Origin of the sequence: Lederbergia panacisoli (genome assembly GCF_024626525.1) — a bacterium.
In the GTDB taxonomy this organism is placed as follows: domain Bacteria; phylum Bacillota; class Bacilli; order Bacillales; family Bacillaceae_C; genus Lederbergia; species Lederbergia panacisoli.
This window is the reverse complement of the sequence record NZ_JANJGU010000002.1, coordinates 255,054-271,944: the sequence shown is the minus strand read 5'-3', so window position 1 is coordinate 271,944 and position 16,891 is coordinate 255,054. Positions and strand designations below refer to the sequence as shown.

General features: G+C 36.4%; 18 protein-coding genes. 12 read left to right on the top strand and 6 right to left on the bottom strand.

The window, feature by feature from the left end; genetic code table 11:
• Positions 1 to 2: 2 nt before the first annotated feature.
• The 3 genes from lpdA to NQ185_RS04245 all read left to right on the top strand — a co-directional run bounded on the left by lpdA (position 3) and on the right by NQ185_RS04245 (position 2,713).
• The gene (gene lpdA, locus NQ185_RS04255; RefSeq protein ID WP_257580310.1) at positions 3 to 1,412 is read left to right on the top strand and encodes a dihydrolipoyl dehydrogenase; all 1,410 of its coding nucleotides are present in this window, start codon (positions 3 to 5) and stop codon (positions 1,410 to 1,412) included.
• Between the two features lie 141 nt (positions 1,413 to 1,553).
• On the top strand, positions 1,554 to 1,796 hold the full coding sequence (locus NQ185_RS04250) for a hypothetical protein (RefSeq protein WP_257580308.1): 243 nt from the start codon (positions 1,554 to 1,556) through the stop codon (positions 1,794 to 1,796).
• Positions 1,797 to 1,873: 77 nt separating this feature from the next.
• The gene (locus tag NQ185_RS04245) at positions 1,874 to 2,713 is read left to right on the top strand and encodes a polysaccharide deacetylase family protein (protein WP_257580306.1); all 840 of its coding nucleotides are present in this window, start codon (positions 1,874 to 1,876) and stop codon (positions 2,711 to 2,713) included.
• A 45-nt stretch (positions 2,714 to 2,758) separates the two neighbouring features.
• Here the strand turns inward: NQ185_RS04245 and NQ185_RS04240 are convergent, their stop codons facing one another.
• Positions 2,759 to 4,231 carry an aminotransferase class I/II-fold pyridoxal phosphate-dependent enzyme gene (locus tag NQ185_RS04240; protein WP_257580305.1) on the bottom strand — a complete coding sequence of 491 codons (1,473 nt, stop codon included), beginning with the start codon at positions 4,229 to 4,231 and terminating at the stop codon, positions 2,759 to 2,761.
• Between the two features lie 142 nt (positions 4,232 to 4,373).
• Between NQ185_RS04240 and NQ185_RS04235 the strand changes: the two genes are divergently transcribed.
• From NQ185_RS04235 to NQ185_RS04225, 3 genes are all read left to right on the top strand, one after another.
• Positions 4,374 to 4,652 carry a UPF0223 family protein gene (locus NQ185_RS04235; RefSeq protein WP_257580303.1) on the top strand — a complete coding sequence of 93 codons (279 nt, stop codon included), beginning with the start codon at positions 4,374 to 4,376 and terminating at the stop codon, positions 4,650 to 4,652.
• Positions 4,653 to 4,861: 209 nt separating this feature from the next.
• Positions 4,862 to 5,056 carry a YkzI domain-containing protein gene (locus tag NQ185_RS04230; RefSeq protein WP_257580302.1) on the top strand — a complete coding sequence of 65 codons (195 nt, stop codon included), beginning with the start codon at positions 4,862 to 4,864 and terminating at the stop codon, positions 5,054 to 5,056.
• A gap of 161 nt (positions 5,057 to 5,217) precedes the next feature.
• Positions 5,218 to 6,006, top strand: a complete 789-nt coding sequence (locus tag NQ185_RS04225) for an inositol monophosphatase family protein (protein ID WP_257580301.1) — start codon at positions 5,218 to 5,220, stop codon at positions 6,004 to 6,006.
• Positions 6,007 to 6,032: 26 nt separating this feature from the next.
• On the opposite strand, the gene NQ185_RS04220 is transcribed toward NQ185_RS04225, so the two are convergent.
• Complete coding sequence (locus tag NQ185_RS04220; protein WP_257580300.1) at positions 6,033 to 6,218, bottom strand: YlaF family protein; 186 nt, start codon at positions 6,216 to 6,218, stop codon at positions 6,033 to 6,035.
• Between the two features lie 116 nt (positions 6,219 to 6,334).
• Here NQ185_RS04220 and typA point away from each other — a divergent pair, with 116 nt between their 5' ends.
• Both typA and NQ185_RS04210 read left to right on the top strand, forming a co-directional pair.
• On the top strand, positions 6,335 to 8,173 hold the full coding sequence (gene typA, locus NQ185_RS04215; RefSeq protein ID WP_257580299.1) for a translational GTPase TypA: 1,839 nt from the start codon (positions 6,335 to 6,337) through the stop codon (positions 8,171 to 8,173).
• Positions 8,174 to 8,263: 90 nt separating this feature from the next.
• On the top strand, positions 8,264 to 8,641 hold the full coding sequence (locus NQ185_RS04210) for a YlaH-like family protein (protein ID WP_257580298.1): 378 nt from the start codon (positions 8,264 to 8,266) through the stop codon (positions 8,639 to 8,641).
• Between the two features lie 621 nt (positions 8,642 to 9,262).
• Here the strand turns inward: NQ185_RS04210 and NQ185_RS04205 are convergent.
• Both NQ185_RS04205 and NQ185_RS04200 read right to left on the bottom strand, forming a co-directional pair.
• Positions 9,263 to 9,463: a YlaI family protein gene (locus NQ185_RS04205; RefSeq protein ID WP_257580297.1), complete on the bottom strand. Its 201-nt coding sequence runs from the start codon at positions 9,461 to 9,463 to the stop codon at positions 9,263 to 9,265.
• 65 nt (positions 9,464 to 9,528) lie between these two features.
• Positions 9,529 to 10,137 carry a YhcN/YlaJ family sporulation lipoprotein gene (locus tag NQ185_RS04200; RefSeq protein WP_257580296.1) on the bottom strand — a complete coding sequence of 203 codons (609 nt, stop codon included), beginning with the start codon at positions 10,135 to 10,137 and terminating at the stop codon, positions 9,529 to 9,531.
• A 173-nt stretch (positions 10,138 to 10,310) separates the two neighbouring features.
• Between NQ185_RS04200 and NQ185_RS04195 the strand changes: the two genes are divergently transcribed.
• Positions 10,311 to 11,639 (top strand): PhoH family protein, encoded by a 1,329-nt coding sequence (locus NQ185_RS04195; RefSeq protein ID WP_307000048.1) that lies wholly within the window; start codon positions 10,311 to 10,313, stop codon positions 11,637 to 11,639.
• Between the two features lie 42 nt (positions 11,640 to 11,681).
• Here the strand turns inward: NQ185_RS04195 and NQ185_RS04190 are convergent, their stop codons facing one another.
• Positions 11,682 to 12,176 (bottom strand): peptidyl-prolyl cis-trans isomerase, encoded by a 495-nt coding sequence (locus NQ185_RS04190; RefSeq protein ID WP_257580295.1) that lies wholly within the window; start codon positions 12,174 to 12,176, stop codon positions 11,682 to 11,684.
• 331 nt (positions 12,177 to 12,507) lie between these two features.
• Between NQ185_RS04190 and NQ185_RS04185 the strand changes: the two genes are divergently transcribed.
• Together NQ185_RS04185 and NQ185_RS04180 are read left to right on the top strand one after the other, a co-directional pair.
• Positions 12,508 to 12,807: an Fpa/YlaN family protein gene (locus NQ185_RS04185; protein WP_307000045.1), complete on the top strand. Its 300-nt coding sequence runs from the start codon at positions 12,508 to 12,510 to the stop codon at positions 12,805 to 12,807.
• A gap of 304 nt (positions 12,808 to 13,111) precedes the next feature.
• Complete coding sequence (locus NQ185_RS04180) at positions 13,112 to 14,335, top strand: FtsW/RodA/SpoVE family cell cycle protein (protein WP_257580294.1); 1,224 nt, start codon at positions 13,112 to 13,114, stop codon at positions 14,333 to 14,335.
• Positions 14,336 to 14,499: 164 nt separating this feature from the next.
• Here NQ185_RS04180 and NQ185_RS04175 read toward each other — a convergent pair whose 3' ends face one another.
• Positions 14,500 to 15,468, bottom strand: coding sequence for a COX15/CtaA family protein (locus tag NQ185_RS04175; protein WP_257580293.1), 969 nt, complete (start codon positions 15,466 to 15,468; stop codon positions 14,500 to 14,502).
• Between the two features lie 453 nt (positions 15,469 to 15,921).
• On the opposite strand from NQ185_RS04175, the gene cyoE reads away from it, so the two are divergent.
• Positions 15,922 to 16,836, top strand: a complete 915-nt coding sequence (gene cyoE / locus NQ185_RS04170; RefSeq protein WP_257580292.1) for a heme o synthase — start codon at positions 15,922 to 15,924, stop codon at positions 16,834 to 16,836.
• Positions 16,837 to 16,891: the final 55 nt, after the last annotated feature.

Here is a 16,891-nt window from a genome sequence, read left to right as displayed (position 1 = left end):
CAATGGTAGTAGGAGATTTCCCTATTGAAACAGATACAATCGTCATCGGTGCTGGTCCTGGTGGATATGTTGCAGCAATTCGCGCTGCACAGCTTGGACAGAAGGTAACCATTGTAGAAAAAGGCAGCTTGGGCGGTGTTTGCTTAAATGTTGGATGTATTCCATCCAAAGCACTTATTGCAGCATCACATCGTTATGAAAATGCAAAGCATTCTGACGATCTTGGTATTAAAGCCGAAAATGTAACAATTGATTTTACAAAGGTCCAAGAATGGAAAGCTGGAGTCGTTAAGAAATTAACAAGTGGTGTAGAAGGTCTTTTAAAAGGAAATAAAGTAGACATCGTACGCGGCGAAGCTTATTTTGTAGATGACCACAGCATTCGTGTTATGGACGAAAATTCAGCTCAAACTTATACATTTAAGAATGCAATCATTGCAACAGGATCACGTCCCATTGAACTGCCTAGCTTTAAATATTCAAAACGTGTCATTGATTCTACTGGGGCTTTGAGCTTAGATGAAATTCCTAATAAGCTTATTGTCATTGGTGGCGGATATGTTGGTACAGAGCTAGGAACAGCATACGCAAACTTAGGTTCTGAAGTTACGATTCTTGAAGGTGCAGATGATATTTTAAGCGGATTTGAAAAACAAATGACAGCTTTAGTTAAACGTAACTTGAAAAAGAAAAATGTTGAAATTGTTACGAAGGCAATGGCTAAAGGTGTAGAGGAAACAGAAAATGGTGTTAAAGTAACCTTCGATGCTAAAGGTGAAGAAAAAACAATAGAAGCTGATTATGTACTTGTTACAGTAGGCCGCAAACCAAACACGGATGAGCTGGGACTTGAACAAGTCGGTGTTAAAATGACTGAACGTGGAGTCATTGAAGTTGATAAGCAATGCAGAACAAGCGTAAGCAGCATTTATGCTATCGGAGATATTGTGCCTGGTCCACCATTGGCACATAAGGCATCCTATGAAGGAAAGATTGCTGCAGAGGCTATTTCAGGCCAGCCTTCTGAAATCGACTATCTAGGCATCCCTGCTGTAGTATTCTCTGAGCCAGAACTTGCTACAGTTGGATATACAGAAGCGCAGGCGAAGGAAGAAGGTCTTGACATTACTGCTGCTAAATTCCCGTTTGCAGCTAATGGACGTGCTTTAGCTTTAAATAATACGGACGGATTTGTTAAGCTTGTTACACGCAAAGAAGATGGTTTAGTCATTGGGGCACAAATTGCGGGTCCAAGTGCATCAGATATGATTTCTGAATTAGGTCTTGCCATAGAAGCAGGAATGACTGCTGAAGATATTGCAATGACAATACATGCACATCCTACATTAGGTGAAATTACGATGGAAGCTGCAGAAGTAGCTTTAGGAACACCGATTCATATTGTAAAATAATTTATCAAAAGGCTGTCTCATTGGAAGTTTGAATTACTTTCAAAAAGGGACGGCCTTTCATTTTCGGTAATGCAAAAGCATAAAATCAATAATATCCATACGATTTATGTAAAAACATTTCCCGAAATGACGGTGATTCAGATGGTAAAAAAATATGTAGCACTCCTACTGCAGTTAATTATTTGGAGTGGTTTTACGCTTGCTGAGTGGTTTTCAGGTAAAGATCATCTATTATCAAAAGTTATATTATTTATTGTGTTTAGTTATCTTGCCGTTTTATTAGCAAGAAAAATAGTTGAATCGAAAAAAGATACCTTCATTATTACCATTACAAGTCTATTCACATATGGTTTACTGCATACAATGCTCCATATTCTCATTTGATATCATCATTCTTGGACACTATGATTGTTAAAGATTATAATATTTTAAGAAAGCCTTAGAATTTGAAAGGGGAACCAATGAAACTACTGATCACCATGGTCGCTTCTGCAATCATTTTATCTGCATGCAGCAGCCAGTCCACACCGAAGGAAGAATCTGCAAATAACGATCAAATAGTCACTGAAGAGCCAAATTCTAATTTAGCAGAGAAAGAGAACGAACAGATTTCTGAAAGTATGGTTGAAGAGGAAAAAGTTGAGGAGCAACCACAAGCTGAACTTCCTGTTCCCAAATATAAAATGAACGCTGTTTTTTCACTTGAACCTATTAATAATGCGAATCCAAAAGTAATTTTATTAACTATTGATGATGCTCCCGATAAATATGCGCTGGAGATGGCCAAAACGTTGAAAGAATTAAATGCGCCTGCTATTTTTTTCGTTAATGGCCACTTTATTAATAATCATGAAAAAGAAGAAATCGTGAAGGAAATCTACAATCTTGGTTTTGTAATTGGCAACCATACGTTTTCACATGCAAATTTGACTACATTATCTCCCGAGGAGCAAAAAAAAGAAATCTTGTCTGTTAATGATAAGATTGAGGAACTAACAGGAGAACGTCCTAAGTTCTTTCGTGCCCCATTCGGCGCAAATACAGATATTAGTAGACAGATAGCAGATGACGAAAATATGCTCGTAATGAACTGGACTTACGGGTATGATTGGGAAAATGATTATATGTCAAAAGATAAAATAGCTGATATTATGGTTAATACGGAATTGCTAGGGAACGGTGCAAATTTACTTATGCATGATCGAGAATGGACAAACGCTGGATTGGAGCAAATTGTAAAAGGTTTAAGGGATAAGGGATATGAAACATTAGATCCCAACTTAATCGAAACTCCTCAATGAGAAAAGAAGAGAGGTCCTTTAATTCGGCCTCTCTTTTTACATAATTTATTTTATTGCTTCAAATTCTTTAATTACTCTAATTGTACGCAAAGTTTCATCTTCAAGCCCCTGGACTGGCAGACCGACTTCTATGTTTTTTCTTATATACAATAGATTATCTTCTGAAATAATTTCTCCAGGTATGAAGATGGGAATGCCGGGTGGATAAACCATAATAAATTCAGCACTAATTCTCCCAGCAGATTCGTCCAAAGTAATGATTTCGGTATCAGAATAAAAGGCATCTCTAGGACTCATGGCTAAAAGAGGAATTTCAGGCAGGAATACATGATGATGGTTGGGTTCATCATCCGCTTTTCCAAATTGCTCAGACAATTTTTCTAGTGCTTCAATAAGAATGGCTGCCTCTTGTTCCGAGTCTCCCGGTGTTATAATACATAAAATATTATATAAATCAGATAGCTCAACTTCAATTTGAAATTCATCCCGAAGCCATTTTTCGGCTTCATATCCGTTTATTCCGAGATCTTTTACAGAAATAATGAGTTTCGTTGGATCGTAATCAAAAACTGCATTAGACTCTAAAATTTCTTTTCCAGGACATGATAGATGAGGAATTTCATTAACCTTTTCACGAATTGATTCAGCAATAGAAACGGCTCTTCCGATAAGATCTCTTCCTTCTGTTGCGAGTCTTTTTCTTGCAGTGTCAAGTGATGCAAGTAATATATATGATGTTGATGTTGTCGTTAGCATGCTAATAATTGATTGTACTCGCTGTGGAGATACTAGTCCTTCCCGAACATTCAGAACAGAACTTTGCGTCAAGGAGCCTCCTAGCTTATGCACGCTTGTTGCAGCCATATCAGCGCCTGCTTCCATAGCGGAAAGAGGTAATCCTTCATGGAAATGAATATGCACTCCATGAGCTTCGTCTACAAGGACTGGAACATGATATGAATGGGCAATGTCTACAATTTTCTTTAAATCGGCAGTAATTCCAAAATAAGTTGGATTTATGACTAGTAATCCTTTTGCATCAGGATGAATTTGCAATGCTTTTTCAACAGATTCAGTCGTAATTCCATGAGATATGCCTAGGTTTGGATCGATTTCCGGGTGTATAAAAATAGGAGTGGCACCAGAAAACACAATGGCTGACATTACTGATTTGTGTACATTACGCGGGACTATTATTTTATCCCCAGGCCCACAAACCGACATTACCATTGTCATAATTGCGCCACTAGTCCCTTGTACAGAGAAAAAGGTATGGTCAGCTCCAAATGCCTCTGCTGCTAATTTTTGTGCCTCTTTAATTATCCCTTTTGGATAATGCAGGTCATCTAAAGGTGCAATATTAATTAAATCAATAGACAAGGCGTTTTCCCCAATAAAATCTCTAAATTCGGGATCCATTCCTGCACCTTTTTTATGACCAGGAATATGAAATTGAACTGGATTCGATTTGGCATGTTGGACTAGCCCTGTAAATAATGGTGTTTCATATTGGGACAAAGAAATCACATCCTTTTATAACGATAGAGAGTACTTAAAACAAAAACAAATTATATCACCAATATTTTGTTTTTAAAAGAGGTTTGTATACAACAGTGTAAGTAAACTAATAATATATATAAGAGTTAAAGGAGCGGTTATAATGGAATATCAATACCCTTTTTCACTAGATTGGACTACGGATGAAATTGTGGATGTCGTTCATTTTTATCAAGCAATTGAAAAAGCTTATGAAACAGGAATTCAAAAATCAGAATTAATGAATAGGTATAGAATATTTAAAGAAATCGTAACGAGTAAAGCTGAGGAAAAAAAGTTTGATAAAGAGTTTGAAGAAGTTAGTGGATATTCTTCTTATAGAACGATAAAAAAAGCGAAAGAATCGGAAGTACATTCTTTGATTAAGATGAGAAGCTCATAATATCCGCTAATTGAAAGGACCAACTACGTTTATGAAAGTAACTAAACGGGTACAAAAAAGCTAAGCAATCATTACACATTTATTCATGCTTTTAGAGGCGATAGGTGAACACACAATTTTGTTGCATGCTTATTGCGGCAACATACAATATAATAAGTAAACCCGAAAGTTGAATAAATCTACAACCATTTCGGAAGGGGTGTTTTTCCATGAAACAAGTAATGAATGCATATAGGAAGAAAAATTTGGATAAACAAAAGCTTGCAGTACTACGTTTAGAATTAAATTACGAATTAGCTGTTCTTTTCGATGCTTTACAAGAGGATGATGATGAAATGAAAATTAAATCCAAGCGTAAACTGGAAAGAATTCGCTCAGAGTTAATAAAACTTGAAGCGTTGTGAGCTCTAAAAAATGAGGATAGTGAAATGTAAAAAAAATTGAAACGGACTCCCATATATTTAGTAGGTGGGCAGTTCGTTTTTATTCGTATCCTGCCGAAAACTTGAAAATACATATTGTTTTCTCTAAGCTAATTGTTAGGAAATGTAATGGAGGAATTATTATGGTAAATTGGACAAATGTCGACATGGCAGCTAAGAAATGGCTAAAAGAAGCCGGCCGAAACATTATTGGTTCATTTAAAACTGCTTTAAAAATAGACACAAAGGCTGATGCTAATGATTTAGTGACTAATATTGATAAAGAGATAGAACAATTCTTCATAAGTCACATCCAAGAAACATTTCCCTCTCATAAGATATTGGGAGAGGAAGGTTTTGGTGATGAAGTTAAAAACATGGATGGCGTCATCTGGATCATCGACCCAATTGATGGAACGATGAATTTTGTGCACCAACAAAGGAATTTTTTTATTTCTATTGGAATTTTTGAAAATGGAGTAGGGAAGCTCGGTTATTTATATGATGTTGTACATAATGAATTATATTATGCAAAATCAGGTGAAGGTGCTTATTGGGATGACATGAAACTTCCTCTGCTTGAAAGTGCGCAACTTAGTGAAGCGGTAATTGGATTCAGTGCCACATGGTTAACATCCGACAATCCAAAAAATTCACTTTTATCTCTTGTGAAAGATGTTAGAGGAACAAGATCTTACGGTTCTGCAGCACTGGAATTTGCTTATGTTGCAACTGGCCGGCTTGATGCTTATATTAGTATGCAGCTTTCCCCATGGGATTTTGCAGGAGGAAAAATCATTATAGAAGAAGTTGGCGGCATTGTTACAAATGTAAATGGCGAGCCGCTAAATTTACTAGAAAAAAGCCCAGTATTAGTATCAAAACCTGGACTTCATGAAACACTAGTAAATGAATATTTTCGGGTGAACTAAAGTCAAACTTTAGCTCACCTTTTTATTTATATTTGACCATTTTCTCTCATTTTTTTCTTTGTTTTAAATCCATATCCCATAATAGCTATAAATAAAATAAAGCAAACAGTCATTCCGATATAGCTTTTAACCCCTACAAAAATCCCAAAACCTACAATTGAGAATACTCCTAAAATTGCCAATAATAATAGATTCCACTTGATTCCACTCATGTATTCTGCCTCCTTAAAGGTATATTGTACAAAAAAAATTCCAAAACTTCTACAGCATGTGATATAATACTTCAGTTAATCATAATAACAAAGGCTTTTTAAATGGAGGAAACACTTTGAAACTTAGAGAAGACATCCGAAATATTGCCATTATTGCACACGTTGACCATGGAAAAACAACTTTGGTTGACCAGCTATTAAGACAATCAGGAACATTTAGAACAAATGAACAAGTGGCAGAACGTGCTATGGACTCTAATGATATTGAAAGAGAGCGTGGAATCACGATCCTAGCAAAAAATACCGCCATTCAATATAAGGATACAAAAATAAATATATTGGATACTCCTGGACATGCTGACTTTGGTGGTGAAGTCGAGCGGATATTAAAAATGGTTGATGGAGTTCTTCTTGTCGTAGACGCTTATGAAGGATGCATGCCTCAAACTAGATTTGTACTAAAAAAAGCTTTGGAACAGCAGCTGACACCGATCGTAGTTGTTAACAAAATAGATCGCGATTTCGCTCGTCCAGAAGAAGTAGTTGATGAAGTCCTTGAGCTTTTCATTGAATTGGATGCAAGTGATGACCAGCTAGAATTCCCAGTTATTTACGCTTCAGGAATTCAAGGAACAGCAAGCAGAAATATAGAGCAGGAAGATAATATGGAGGCGTTATATGAGACCATTATTGACTTTATCCCTGCTCCTTTAGATAACAAAGAAGAACCATTGCAATTTCAAGTTTCCTTACTTGATTATAATGATTACGTAGGAAGAATTGGAATCGGAAGAATTTTTAGAGGGACTATGAAAGTAGGACAGCAAGTTGCGATTCTAAAGCAGGATGGTACAACAAAACAATTTCGTGTAACAAAAATGTTTGGTTTTTTTGGCTTAAAAAGAGTTGAGATTAACGAGGCGTTTGCCGGAGATCTCATCGCAGTTTCTGGTATGGAAAATATTGATGTCGGAGATACGATTTGTCCAATTGAACATCAAGAAGCGCTTCCTCTGTTAAGAATTGATGAACCGACTTTACAGATGACTTTCTTAGTTAATAATAGTCCGTTTGCCGGTAGGGAAGGAAAATATTTGACATCACGGAAAGTGGAGGAACGCCTTCGCAGCCAACTCGAAACAGACGTAAGTCTCCGTGTAGATAACACGGATTCTCCTGACGCTTGGATTGTTTCTGGCAGGGGAGAGCTTCATCTCTCAATCCTAATTGAAAATATGCGACGCGAAGGCTTCGAGTTACAAGTATCAAAACCACAAGTCATAGTAAAAGAAATAGATGGTGTAAAATGTGAGCCGATTGAAAGGGTACAAATAGATATTCCTGAGGAACATACGGGAAGTATTATTGAATCCCTCGGAACCCGCAAAGGTGAAATGCTTGATATGGTTAATAACGGAAACGGCCAAGTGCGGCTAGTTTTCCACGTTCCTGCGCGTGGTTTAATCGGGTATACTACAGAATTTATGACATTAACAAGAGGGTACGGAATATTAAATCATACCTTTGATAGCTATCAACCAATGCAGCAAGGAAAAGTTGGCGGTAGAAGGCAAGGGGTTCTTGTATCGATGGAAACAGGAAAATCCACTACTTACGGTATCCTGCAAGTGGAAGATCGTGGGACGATTTTTGTAGAGCCTGGAACTGAAATTTATGAAGGCATGATCGTTGGAGAGCATACGAGAGAAAACGATATTACTGTAAATATAACTAAAACAAAACATGCAACTAATGTCAGGTCAGCAACGAAGGATCAAACAGCTGTCATCAAAAAGCCTCGTCTTATGTCTTTGGAGGAAGCCCTTGAATATTTAAATGATGATGAGTATTGTGAAGTGACTCCTGAATCTATTCGACTTCGTAAACAAATATTAGATAAGAGCGAACGTGAACGGGTTGCCAAAAAGAAAAAGTACGCGGAAATGGAACAATAGATGAAACAGATAGTAAACATATGCTATGCTATACTCGACCCCAGTTAAAAGGGTCGAGTTTTTCATATGGTTGAGAGAGGAACAGATTAAATGAACATATTTAATAGCTCAGACTTTGTAATAGCAGCACTTACTCGTTCAGATCTTAGGGCGATTGATAATTTTTCCCCAACATTGCGATTTTTTTATCAACTGACGAACAATGCCCAGGCAACAAATTGGTTGCTTTGGTTGACGATTACTGGACTAGCGGTCCTAGTATATAAGCTTGGTTTTGCTAAGAAATTGCCAATATTGAAATCTGCCCTTATTTATCTCTTTTTAATCGTTGGATGTTTGTTTTTTACATTTTTAGCGATATTTTTGCCAATCGCAGAAGGACTAATGGTCGCGGCGCTAATTTTAATTATTTATAAAATTAGATTGAATCGTGAGAGAAAATCAGGAGCATTAAATAAAAGCAACTAATTGAAAAACTAAAGGGTTCCGTTTTAAGCTGCTTTTCTTAAAATTCGTACCGACATAACAACTTTATTAGTGTTTAAAAAGCAAAACTCGCCATAGTAATTGGCGAGTTTCTTTATTAGGAAAACAAAACCCTTATTTATTAAGCCTCTTACTTGTGATTCGGTTCACCGTAGTACATTAAAATGAGAATCTCTTGGACTTTTTAGATAAGACTTACTTCCTTTTATCTAAAATGACTTGTTCCTAGTAGAGTAACAAAGCAAAAGTAAAATAATCGGAGATTTTCCGGTTAAATCGAGAATGAAGCTCGTTTCAGAGAAAATAAGGGAAGGTTTTCCGGTAATGCATTGAAAAATGCCCCATTTTTGCACTTTATAAGACAATAGACGGAAATTCTCCGTCTATTTTAAGCCTTTTCAATGATAGTTACTAATTAAGCGGAGATTTTCCGTCTATCTATCAGCTCGGGTACTTAACCTTAATCATCAACCGATAAGTGCTGCCCTGTACTTAGATGCGGAAATAGAATTGATTATGAAGAACAAAAGAATTGGACTTAAAATGATACTCTTTATTAAAAAACCCGTTGTTTCTGATTGATCAGAAACAACGGGTTTTAACTTAGAAATCATCATCATCTGTATTATAGCTGTACAGTTGAAAAGAACCACTTGCGAGTCTAGCTTCTGTTTTAATCTTAATACGGTCATGGCAACTTTGGCACATATACGTATGGATTGGTCTATTACGCAATTTTTTTGCCAACGAAGAATCATCTTCCAGTTGTGACAGTTGATCACATAGGACACATTGTACTCTCAATGTAAAACACCCCTGAAGAATACTACAATTAATTCTTCTTAGTATATCATGTTATGAAATGTAAATTAACTATTTTTTTCATTAGATTGTCTTTCCTGTTCTTTTTCCAGTTCTCGGTCATTTTTGTTATTCATTTGCTTTTTTGGTTTTTTAACCGCTTTTTCAGGGTTTTTCCCCATTTCTGGAGCTGGTGAATCAGGTACGATTCGCCCAACAATGTCTGATAATTCATTCATAATGCCTTGTACTGGTTTTCCTGCTCTCATATCGCTTCGTATTTCTTGTAGCCTCGCATTAATATCGGGGTCCGCTACAACAACGGCTCCAGCGCCGTGAGGATCATGTTTAAGACTTTCTGAAACCGAATACTTAATGGTTCCCACTTTTGCTCTATCTACATTAGCATCTACATCAATGCCAACAACTGCAACATTGCCGAGGACTACAGCTGTGGCTCCATTTACATTCGGAACACCAGCAGCAAGATTAGCTAGGTGGTTTGCTCGTTCCTCGTCCGTAAAGTTATTGTTTTTGTTAATGTCAACATGGCTATTTTTAACTGAAACTCCTTGCGGTATAACATCAGAATTATTATTATAGTTTGATTGTCCATTATTGTTGCTGCATGCGGAAATAAACAGCATAAGAAATATAATAAAAATTGCTTGGCGCATCAATATCCCTCCAAATATAACTTACATCTAGACTTATTTTGCTTTTATCTTCTATCTTTATTCAAGCTTTCATATATTTCATAAAATAGATTAATCCTTGTAACGTTGTTTCTCCTGACACCGGGCAATGAATATGAACATAAGATATTAAAAAGGAGCAGGAGGCATCAATTTTGACAAAAATTTACGTGTTGGATACGAATGTCTTGCTTCAGGATCCCAATGCAATCTTTTCTTTTAAAGATAATGAGATTGTGATTCCTGCTGTTGTTCTTGAAGAAGTCGATTCTAAAAAGCGATATATGAACGAAATCGGCAGAAATGCAAGACATATTGCGAAATTGATCGACAGCTTTAGAGAAAAAGGCAAGCTCCATGAACAAGTACAGCTTGAGAACGGGGGGACATTAAGGATCGAGCTAAATCATCGTTCCTTTCAGCAGCTTCAAGAAATATTTATAGAAAAAACAAATGATAATCGCATTTTAGCCGTGGCAAAAAATATAGCTCTTGAGGAAGAAACAAAGGTTGATGGCAAACCAGTCATTCTTGTTAGTAAAGATGCCCTTTTAAGAGTTAAAGCTGATGCGTTAGGATTGCATGCAGAAGATTTCCTGAATGATCGAGTGGTCGAGCTCGATCATATTTATACAGGAGTTATAGAGCATTATGTAAGTTTAGATAAAATAAGACTCTTTTATGAAAAAGGAGAAATATTACTACATGAACTTCGTGATAAGAAATTTTATCCGAATCAATTTTTAATTATTAGAGATGAACTTGGAAGTTCTGCTTCCGGAATTGGGATAATTGATTCCTCCGGTACGGTTCTTAAGAGGTTGTTAAATCAAAATGATCCGACGTGGGGAATTAAACCGAGGAACGCCCAGCAGACAATGGCGCTTGAATTACTCATTAGAACCGATATTCAACTGGTAACATTGACGGGAAAAGCCGGAACTGGAAAAACATTGCTGGCACTTGCTGCAGGATTAATGCAAACCGAGGATTTGCGTATATATAAAAAATTACTTGTTGCTCGTCCAATCGTACCGGTTGGAAAAGACATCGGTTATCTACCTGGAGAGAAAAAAGAAAAACTTAGACCGTGGATGCAACCTATTTTTGATAATTTGGAATTCCTATTTAATACAAAAAAGCCGGGTGAAATCGATGCGATTTTGGCAGGAATGAGTTCAATCGAGGTTGAAGCACTTACTTATATTAGGGGACGCAGTATTCCAGAACAGTTTATTATCATTGATGAAGCACAAAATTTAACAAAGCATGAGGCGAAAACAATTTTAACTAGAGTAGGAGAAGGCAGTAAGATTGTATTTATGGGGGATCCTGAACAAATTGATCATCCATATTTAGATGAATATAATAATGGCCTCACGTATGTGTTAGAGAGCTTCAAGGAGGAACCGACGGCAGGACATGTAAAACTCGTAAAAGGAGAAAGGTCTAGTCTTGCACAGCTGGCAGCGGACCTACTATAAAAAAATGATCCATCACAATTTCCATAGTGATGGATCATTTTTTTATTCTACTCTAAAGGCTTTTACATTTTTAATTGGGTTATCCAGGTTAGATCCATCGGGATATAAAATATGGACAGGTCCATCCTCTTTTAATGGCTTACCTTCTTTCGAATATTGAAGGATAAGATGGTAACCATCCTCCAGTGGAATTGCAATATCTTCGGTTTCTGTTTCGATTACAAGGGAACTTGCTTCCACATTTGGTTCAGCATTTTTTAAGAAGGGATCAAACATGATTCCAAACGTTCCAGTCAATATCTTTACCTTTTCAAATTGTCTTTCTGATTTTAATGTCGGGGGAGAAACAGCCCCCTCCTTGATTACTCGATCCCAATGCTTTGAAACAACAGTAAATTCTTCCTCATCTTCTTCTACTTGCTTTTCTTGAACGAAATATGTATTTAAGTCAATGCGGCGATCATCAAAAATCCAAACGCCAGCATCAAGAGTAATTGGGAACTTTACTTTCCCCTTTATGGACATGATGGTGTTCATCATTACAACTCCTTTCTTATATTGGTGTCTAGTTTCAGCGCCTATCGACTAGCAAACTTCTTGTCCTTTTCGCTTGCGTAGCCTTAATCGACTCGTCCCTAATCGTGTTTCTTTTTTTAGAAAATTGCCCTAATGCATTGCTTAAAAAATTATAACTTGAAATGATTGAAATTAAAAGTAAGAGGTCTATGAACCTATAACAAAACTACTCGTTCTACTTGCATTTTGGACATATTAGATGTAGAATTTACAGATAGTATTGTCTATTTGAATAAGTAATTGCAACAAATAGATAAGTGACCTTGATTATATTGGTATACGCGCTGTTCTAATGATAAGGGGGATTAATGTGGTGTCTGATATTCAAATTGATCATAGGGAAAAAGCCTATGCATTGCTTAAGGCGGACGCTGATAAGATTTTGCGTCTTATACAGGTGCAAATGGACAATTTAACAATGCCGCAATGCCCTTTATACGAGGAAGTGCTGGACACGCAAATGTTTGGTTTATCTCGTGAAATAGATTTTGCTGTACGTCTTGGTTTGGTTGATCAAAAGGATGGAAAAGAGCTAATGGGTTCTTTAGAAAGACAGCTTTCGGCTCTTCATGAAGCATCCTTAAAAAAATAGGGTTGTATGCAGCAACTAAAATGTATCCAAAACTCAAACAGTTTTTTTGAATTGTTTGGGTTTATTTTATAATACTGATGGTTTATCTTTAATCAAGGCCCTTTTCCCAAACATTGTTGCGATTTTTATGAAACATACATAACGAGAAATAGATATTATCCTTATAGCTGATATTAAAGTGGGAAAGAGCTATCCTTTTAATAAGAACTTCTAAACTCCTTATTAGGCGTAAAAGCCCAGTTCTAGGGCTTTTACAAGAACAAACTTTAAAAAAATAGCCTTAATCAAAGATTGGACGAGTTTTATGTTTAAAAAAATCATAAAATCCTATGACTATTCTATTATTGCCGTATACATATTACTATGTTTATTTGGACTTGTAATGGTCTACAGCTCAAGCATGGTAAGAGCAGTACAGTGGTATGAATATCCCGCCGATTTTTTTTATCAGAAGCAAAAAATAAATTTACTTATAGGATTTATTGTTTTTTTGTTCTTTGCTGTTTTTCCATACAAGGCATACCGAAATAAAACATTTCTTATGATTATGACAGGTATGGCGGTGCTGGGGCTATTTGCAGTAGCGGTAATTGGGCATACTACGAATAATGCACAAAGCTGGATTAGTGTAGGTGCTAGGAAAATACAACCATCTGAATTTGTTAAGATAAGTGTAATCATTTACCTTTCAGCTGTATATGCAAATAAACAACGCTATATCGATCATTTCAATAAAGGTGTATTTCCGCCCATTTTTTTCCTTTTATTTGTTTGTTTTTTAATAAAGATTGAGCCGGACAACGGTACAGCCTTCATTACTCTTTTAATAGGCATATCAATCATCCTTTGCTCGGGCATGAGTTTTCGTTCTATATCAAAGCTAATATTAATCGTTTTAACGATAGGGCTGGTATTTTCGCCTTTTATTGTAATGAAATTTGATAAAATTTTTACCGAGGGAAATAAGGGGCGTATAGTAGGATATTTAGATCCTTTCGGGACATATGAGAAGGAGGGGAATCAACTAGCGAACTCCTATTTGGCTATTGGTTCCGGAGGAATAACAGGACTTGGTTTAGGTCAAAGCGTTCAAAAGCTTGGATATTTACCAGAACCACATACTGATTTTATTATGGCGATCATAGCCGAAGAACTAGGGGTATTCGGTGTCGGTTTTGTCATGCTGGGACTTGGATATCTTGTATTACGAGGTATATTTATTGGGATACGAAGTCGAGATCCATTCGGGAGTATGCTTGCGATTGGAATTGCTTCGATGATTGGAATACAAGCTTTTATAAATCTTGGTGGGGTTTCAGGTTTAATCCCGATAACAGGTGTAACACTTCCTTTTATTAGTTACGGAGGTTCTTCCATCCTTGTATTATCAATTGCTATGGGCATCCTCACGAATGTAGCAATGTTCAAAAATTATGAAGAGAAATTTGGAAAGAGCAAAAATAATCCGGAACAAGCTTCCCAGCCTGTTCATCCGGCATTTCAACAAAGGTATAATCTTCGAAATTAGCATAAAAAACTTGCATAACAATTAAGTTATGCAAGTTTTTTAGTGTCTAGCTCAAATCGCCTATTGACCAACAAAATTTCTGTCCCTTTAGCCTGGGAAAGTATCCATTGACACAGACCCATATCCCATGGGCCTGTACCTCGATTATGGCGCTTGAGCATTTCTTAATGAATTATCGCCTCTGATGACTTTACCGTAGAATTGGAAGTGTTTTCGATTGTTTCTTCAGCTGTTTTATTATTATTCCGCGTAAGAAGCAATAGGAAATAGCTTAATAATCCGAATAAAAAAGAAATAAATAAAGCATGTGCAAGTGCAAAATATATATTTAAACTTGTCATTACGACAATTGCACCCGCGGCAACTTGATGTGTAACAATGACAAATGCCATTATCCAACCCCAGTACAAGACTTTTTGATGTTTGTAATGTTTTATAGATAACATCATAAGATAACCAATCCAGAGGAATATAATTCCCGCAGCTAACCGATGGCCCATTTGTATCCACTCATACATATTATTAGGAAGAGTAAAGCTTCCGTTTGTACACATTGGCCAATCCCTGCATACAAGACTAGCTTCTGTATGTCTCACCAGTGCCCCAGTATAAACGACTGCATAACTATATATGGTTAGGCTAATGATATGTTTCTTCATTCTCCCATCAATAACGAGACTCCTTGTATCGAATCTCTGATCAACTTCAAAAATAAGCAGTGTCAATAAAAAAACAGCGGCAAATGATATTAGAGATATTCCAAAATGAAGTGCCAATACAAATTTTGATTGCGGCCATAATACTGCTGCAGCCCCAATCAAAGCTTGGAGCATTAAAAATGTAATAGAGAGAATAGCAAGAGTTTTAGTTTCCTTTTTATGTCCAATAACTTTCCATGACCAAATCGCTAGAATCAAGACAAGAATTGCCGCGCTTCCTGATACGAGGCGATGAGCTAATTCAATAATGAGCTCAGAAGATATATCTTTTGGAAACCATTCTCCATTACATAGAGGCCATGACCTACCGCATCCCATTCCTGAATCCGTTTTGGTCACTAATGCACCACCCAGTAAGACGGCTAACATGACTAAAGTGGTAATGACTGAAAACCATTTTAATTTCCGGTGCAATTTTTCACCTTCTTACCTTAAAGTAATAATTTTTAAATATTAATTCCATTATCGATACTACATAAACATACTTGAAAAAACAACTGACAATATTGTTACAATAGAATTTCGCCATCTTGATTAGTTGATTAATAAGAAATTATTTGCTAAAAATGGATACATATGCACTACATGTCAATATATTGTCATTGTTTGGACATACTCTAATCACGAGGCACGTACCAAATCTATGTGAATTATGATTTAATAATTAATTGGAACGTGATAATTATCATTGCACACAGTACATTTTTTTTGCCAATATATGCTACAATATAAAGGTTAGTCTTACACTTCATACATAATGCAAATAGTGAACAAATACTGAAATTTCTGCGAAAAGTGAGAAAAGCAATGATAAATGCATTATAGTTATGTATGAACTTATATTTTTCAAAGAAAGGAGGAATAAGAATGGGAAACAGTCGTATTCTGACAACAATGGATGATACATCGAGCCCTCCAAAAATTGGCTTGAAAGATTTTACTGCACTTATTAAAATTGGTATTGTCAATTCAAATTTAATCACTACATTTACTGGTTTGTGGCTGGCCTTTTTATTTACTGGGAATCATTTTCTGCAGTCAATAGATATAGTCATATATACATTGCTGGGCTCTTCTCTCATCATTGCAGGCTCTTGTGCGATGAATAATTACATAGATCGAGATATTGATCCAATCATGAAGCGTACTCAAAATCGCCCAACAGTAACCGGTAAAATAAGTGGATCCAAAGTATTGGCACTAGGCTCTACGTTTGTAGGCACTGGGTTAATATTACTGTTTATGACGAATATCACAGCAGGTATCATTGGAATCATTGGCGTGTTTAGCTATGTTGTATTATATAGTCTATGGTCTAAACGGCTATATGTAAGCAATACTATCATAGGTAGTATATCTGGCGCAGTTCCTCCTTTAATTGGTTGGGCAGCGGTTGATCCATCATTACCGCCAATGGCATGGATGCTTTTTCTGCTTATGTTTGTTTGGCAACCTCCCCATTTTTACGCATTGGCTATGAGAAGGGTAGATGAATATAGAGCTGCCTCTATTCCAATGCTGCCGGTTGTAAAAGGATTTGCTACAACAAAGAGACATATCCTTATCTGGGTGGCTTTGCTTTTGCCTATTCCTTTTTTCATGTCCTCGCTGGGAATACCTTTTATCATCCTTGCGACTTTACTGAATATAGGCTGGCTTGTAATAGGGATTAACGGGTATAAAAACAGAGATGATAAAAAATGGGCTACCCGCATGTTTGTATATTCGATAAACTATTTGACGATTCTGTTTACAGCTATGGTAATATTGTCCGTTTTTTAGGGGAATTCTTTCTTAAATAGAAATCCATATACCGAAGACTTGGTCTTGTGACCAT

Excerpts from the sequence above, each read along its gene's own strand:
- NQ185_RS04180 (WP_257580294.1), top strand. The coding sequence starts at position 13,112 with ATGTTTAAAAAAATCATAAAATCCTATGACTATTCTATTATTGCCGTA.
- NQ185_RS04220 (WP_257580300.1), bottom strand. The coding sequence starts at position 6,218 with ATGAGTGGAATCAAGTGGAATCTATTATTATTGGCAATTTTAGGAGTA.
- NQ185_RS04250 (WP_257580308.1), top strand. The coding sequence starts at position 1,554 with ATGGTAAAAAAATATGTAGCACTCCTACTGCAGTTAATTATTTGGAGT.
- NQ185_RS04230 (WP_257580302.1), top strand. The coding sequence starts at position 4,862 with ATGAAACAAGTAATGAATGCATATAGGAAGAAAAATTTGGATAAACAA.
- NQ185_RS04185 (WP_307000045.1), top strand. The coding sequence starts at position 12,508 with ATGATAAGGGGGATTAATGTGGTGTCTGATATTCAAATTGATCATAGG.
- NQ185_RS04225 (WP_257580301.1), top strand. The coding sequence starts at position 5,218 with ATGGTAAATTGGACAAATGTCGACATGGCAGCTAAGAAATGGCTAAAA.
- cyoE (WP_257580292.1), top strand. The coding sequence starts at position 15,922 with ATGGGAAACAGTCGTATTCTGACAACAATGGATGATACATCGAGCCCT.
- NQ185_RS04200 (WP_257580296.1), bottom strand. The coding sequence starts at position 10,137 with ATGCGCCAAGCAATTTTTATTATATTTCTTATGCTGTTTATTTCCGCA.
- NQ185_RS04245 (WP_257580306.1), top strand. The coding sequence starts at position 1,874 with ATGAAACTACTGATCACCATGGTCGCTTCTGCAATCATTTTATCTGCA.
- NQ185_RS04190 (WP_257580295.1), bottom strand. The coding sequence starts at position 12,176 with ATGAACACCATCATGTCCATAAAGGGGAAAGTAAAGTTCCCAATTACT.
- NQ185_RS04235 (WP_257580303.1), top strand. The coding sequence starts at position 4,374 with ATGGAATATCAATACCCTTTTTCACTAGATTGGACTACGGATGAAATT.
- lpdA (WP_257580310.1), top strand. The coding sequence starts at position 3 with ATGGTAGTAGGAGATTTCCCTATTGAAACAGATACAATCGTCATCGGT.
- NQ185_RS04210 (WP_257580298.1), top strand. The coding sequence starts at position 8,264 with ATGAACATATTTAATAGCTCAGACTTTGTAATAGCAGCACTTACTCGT.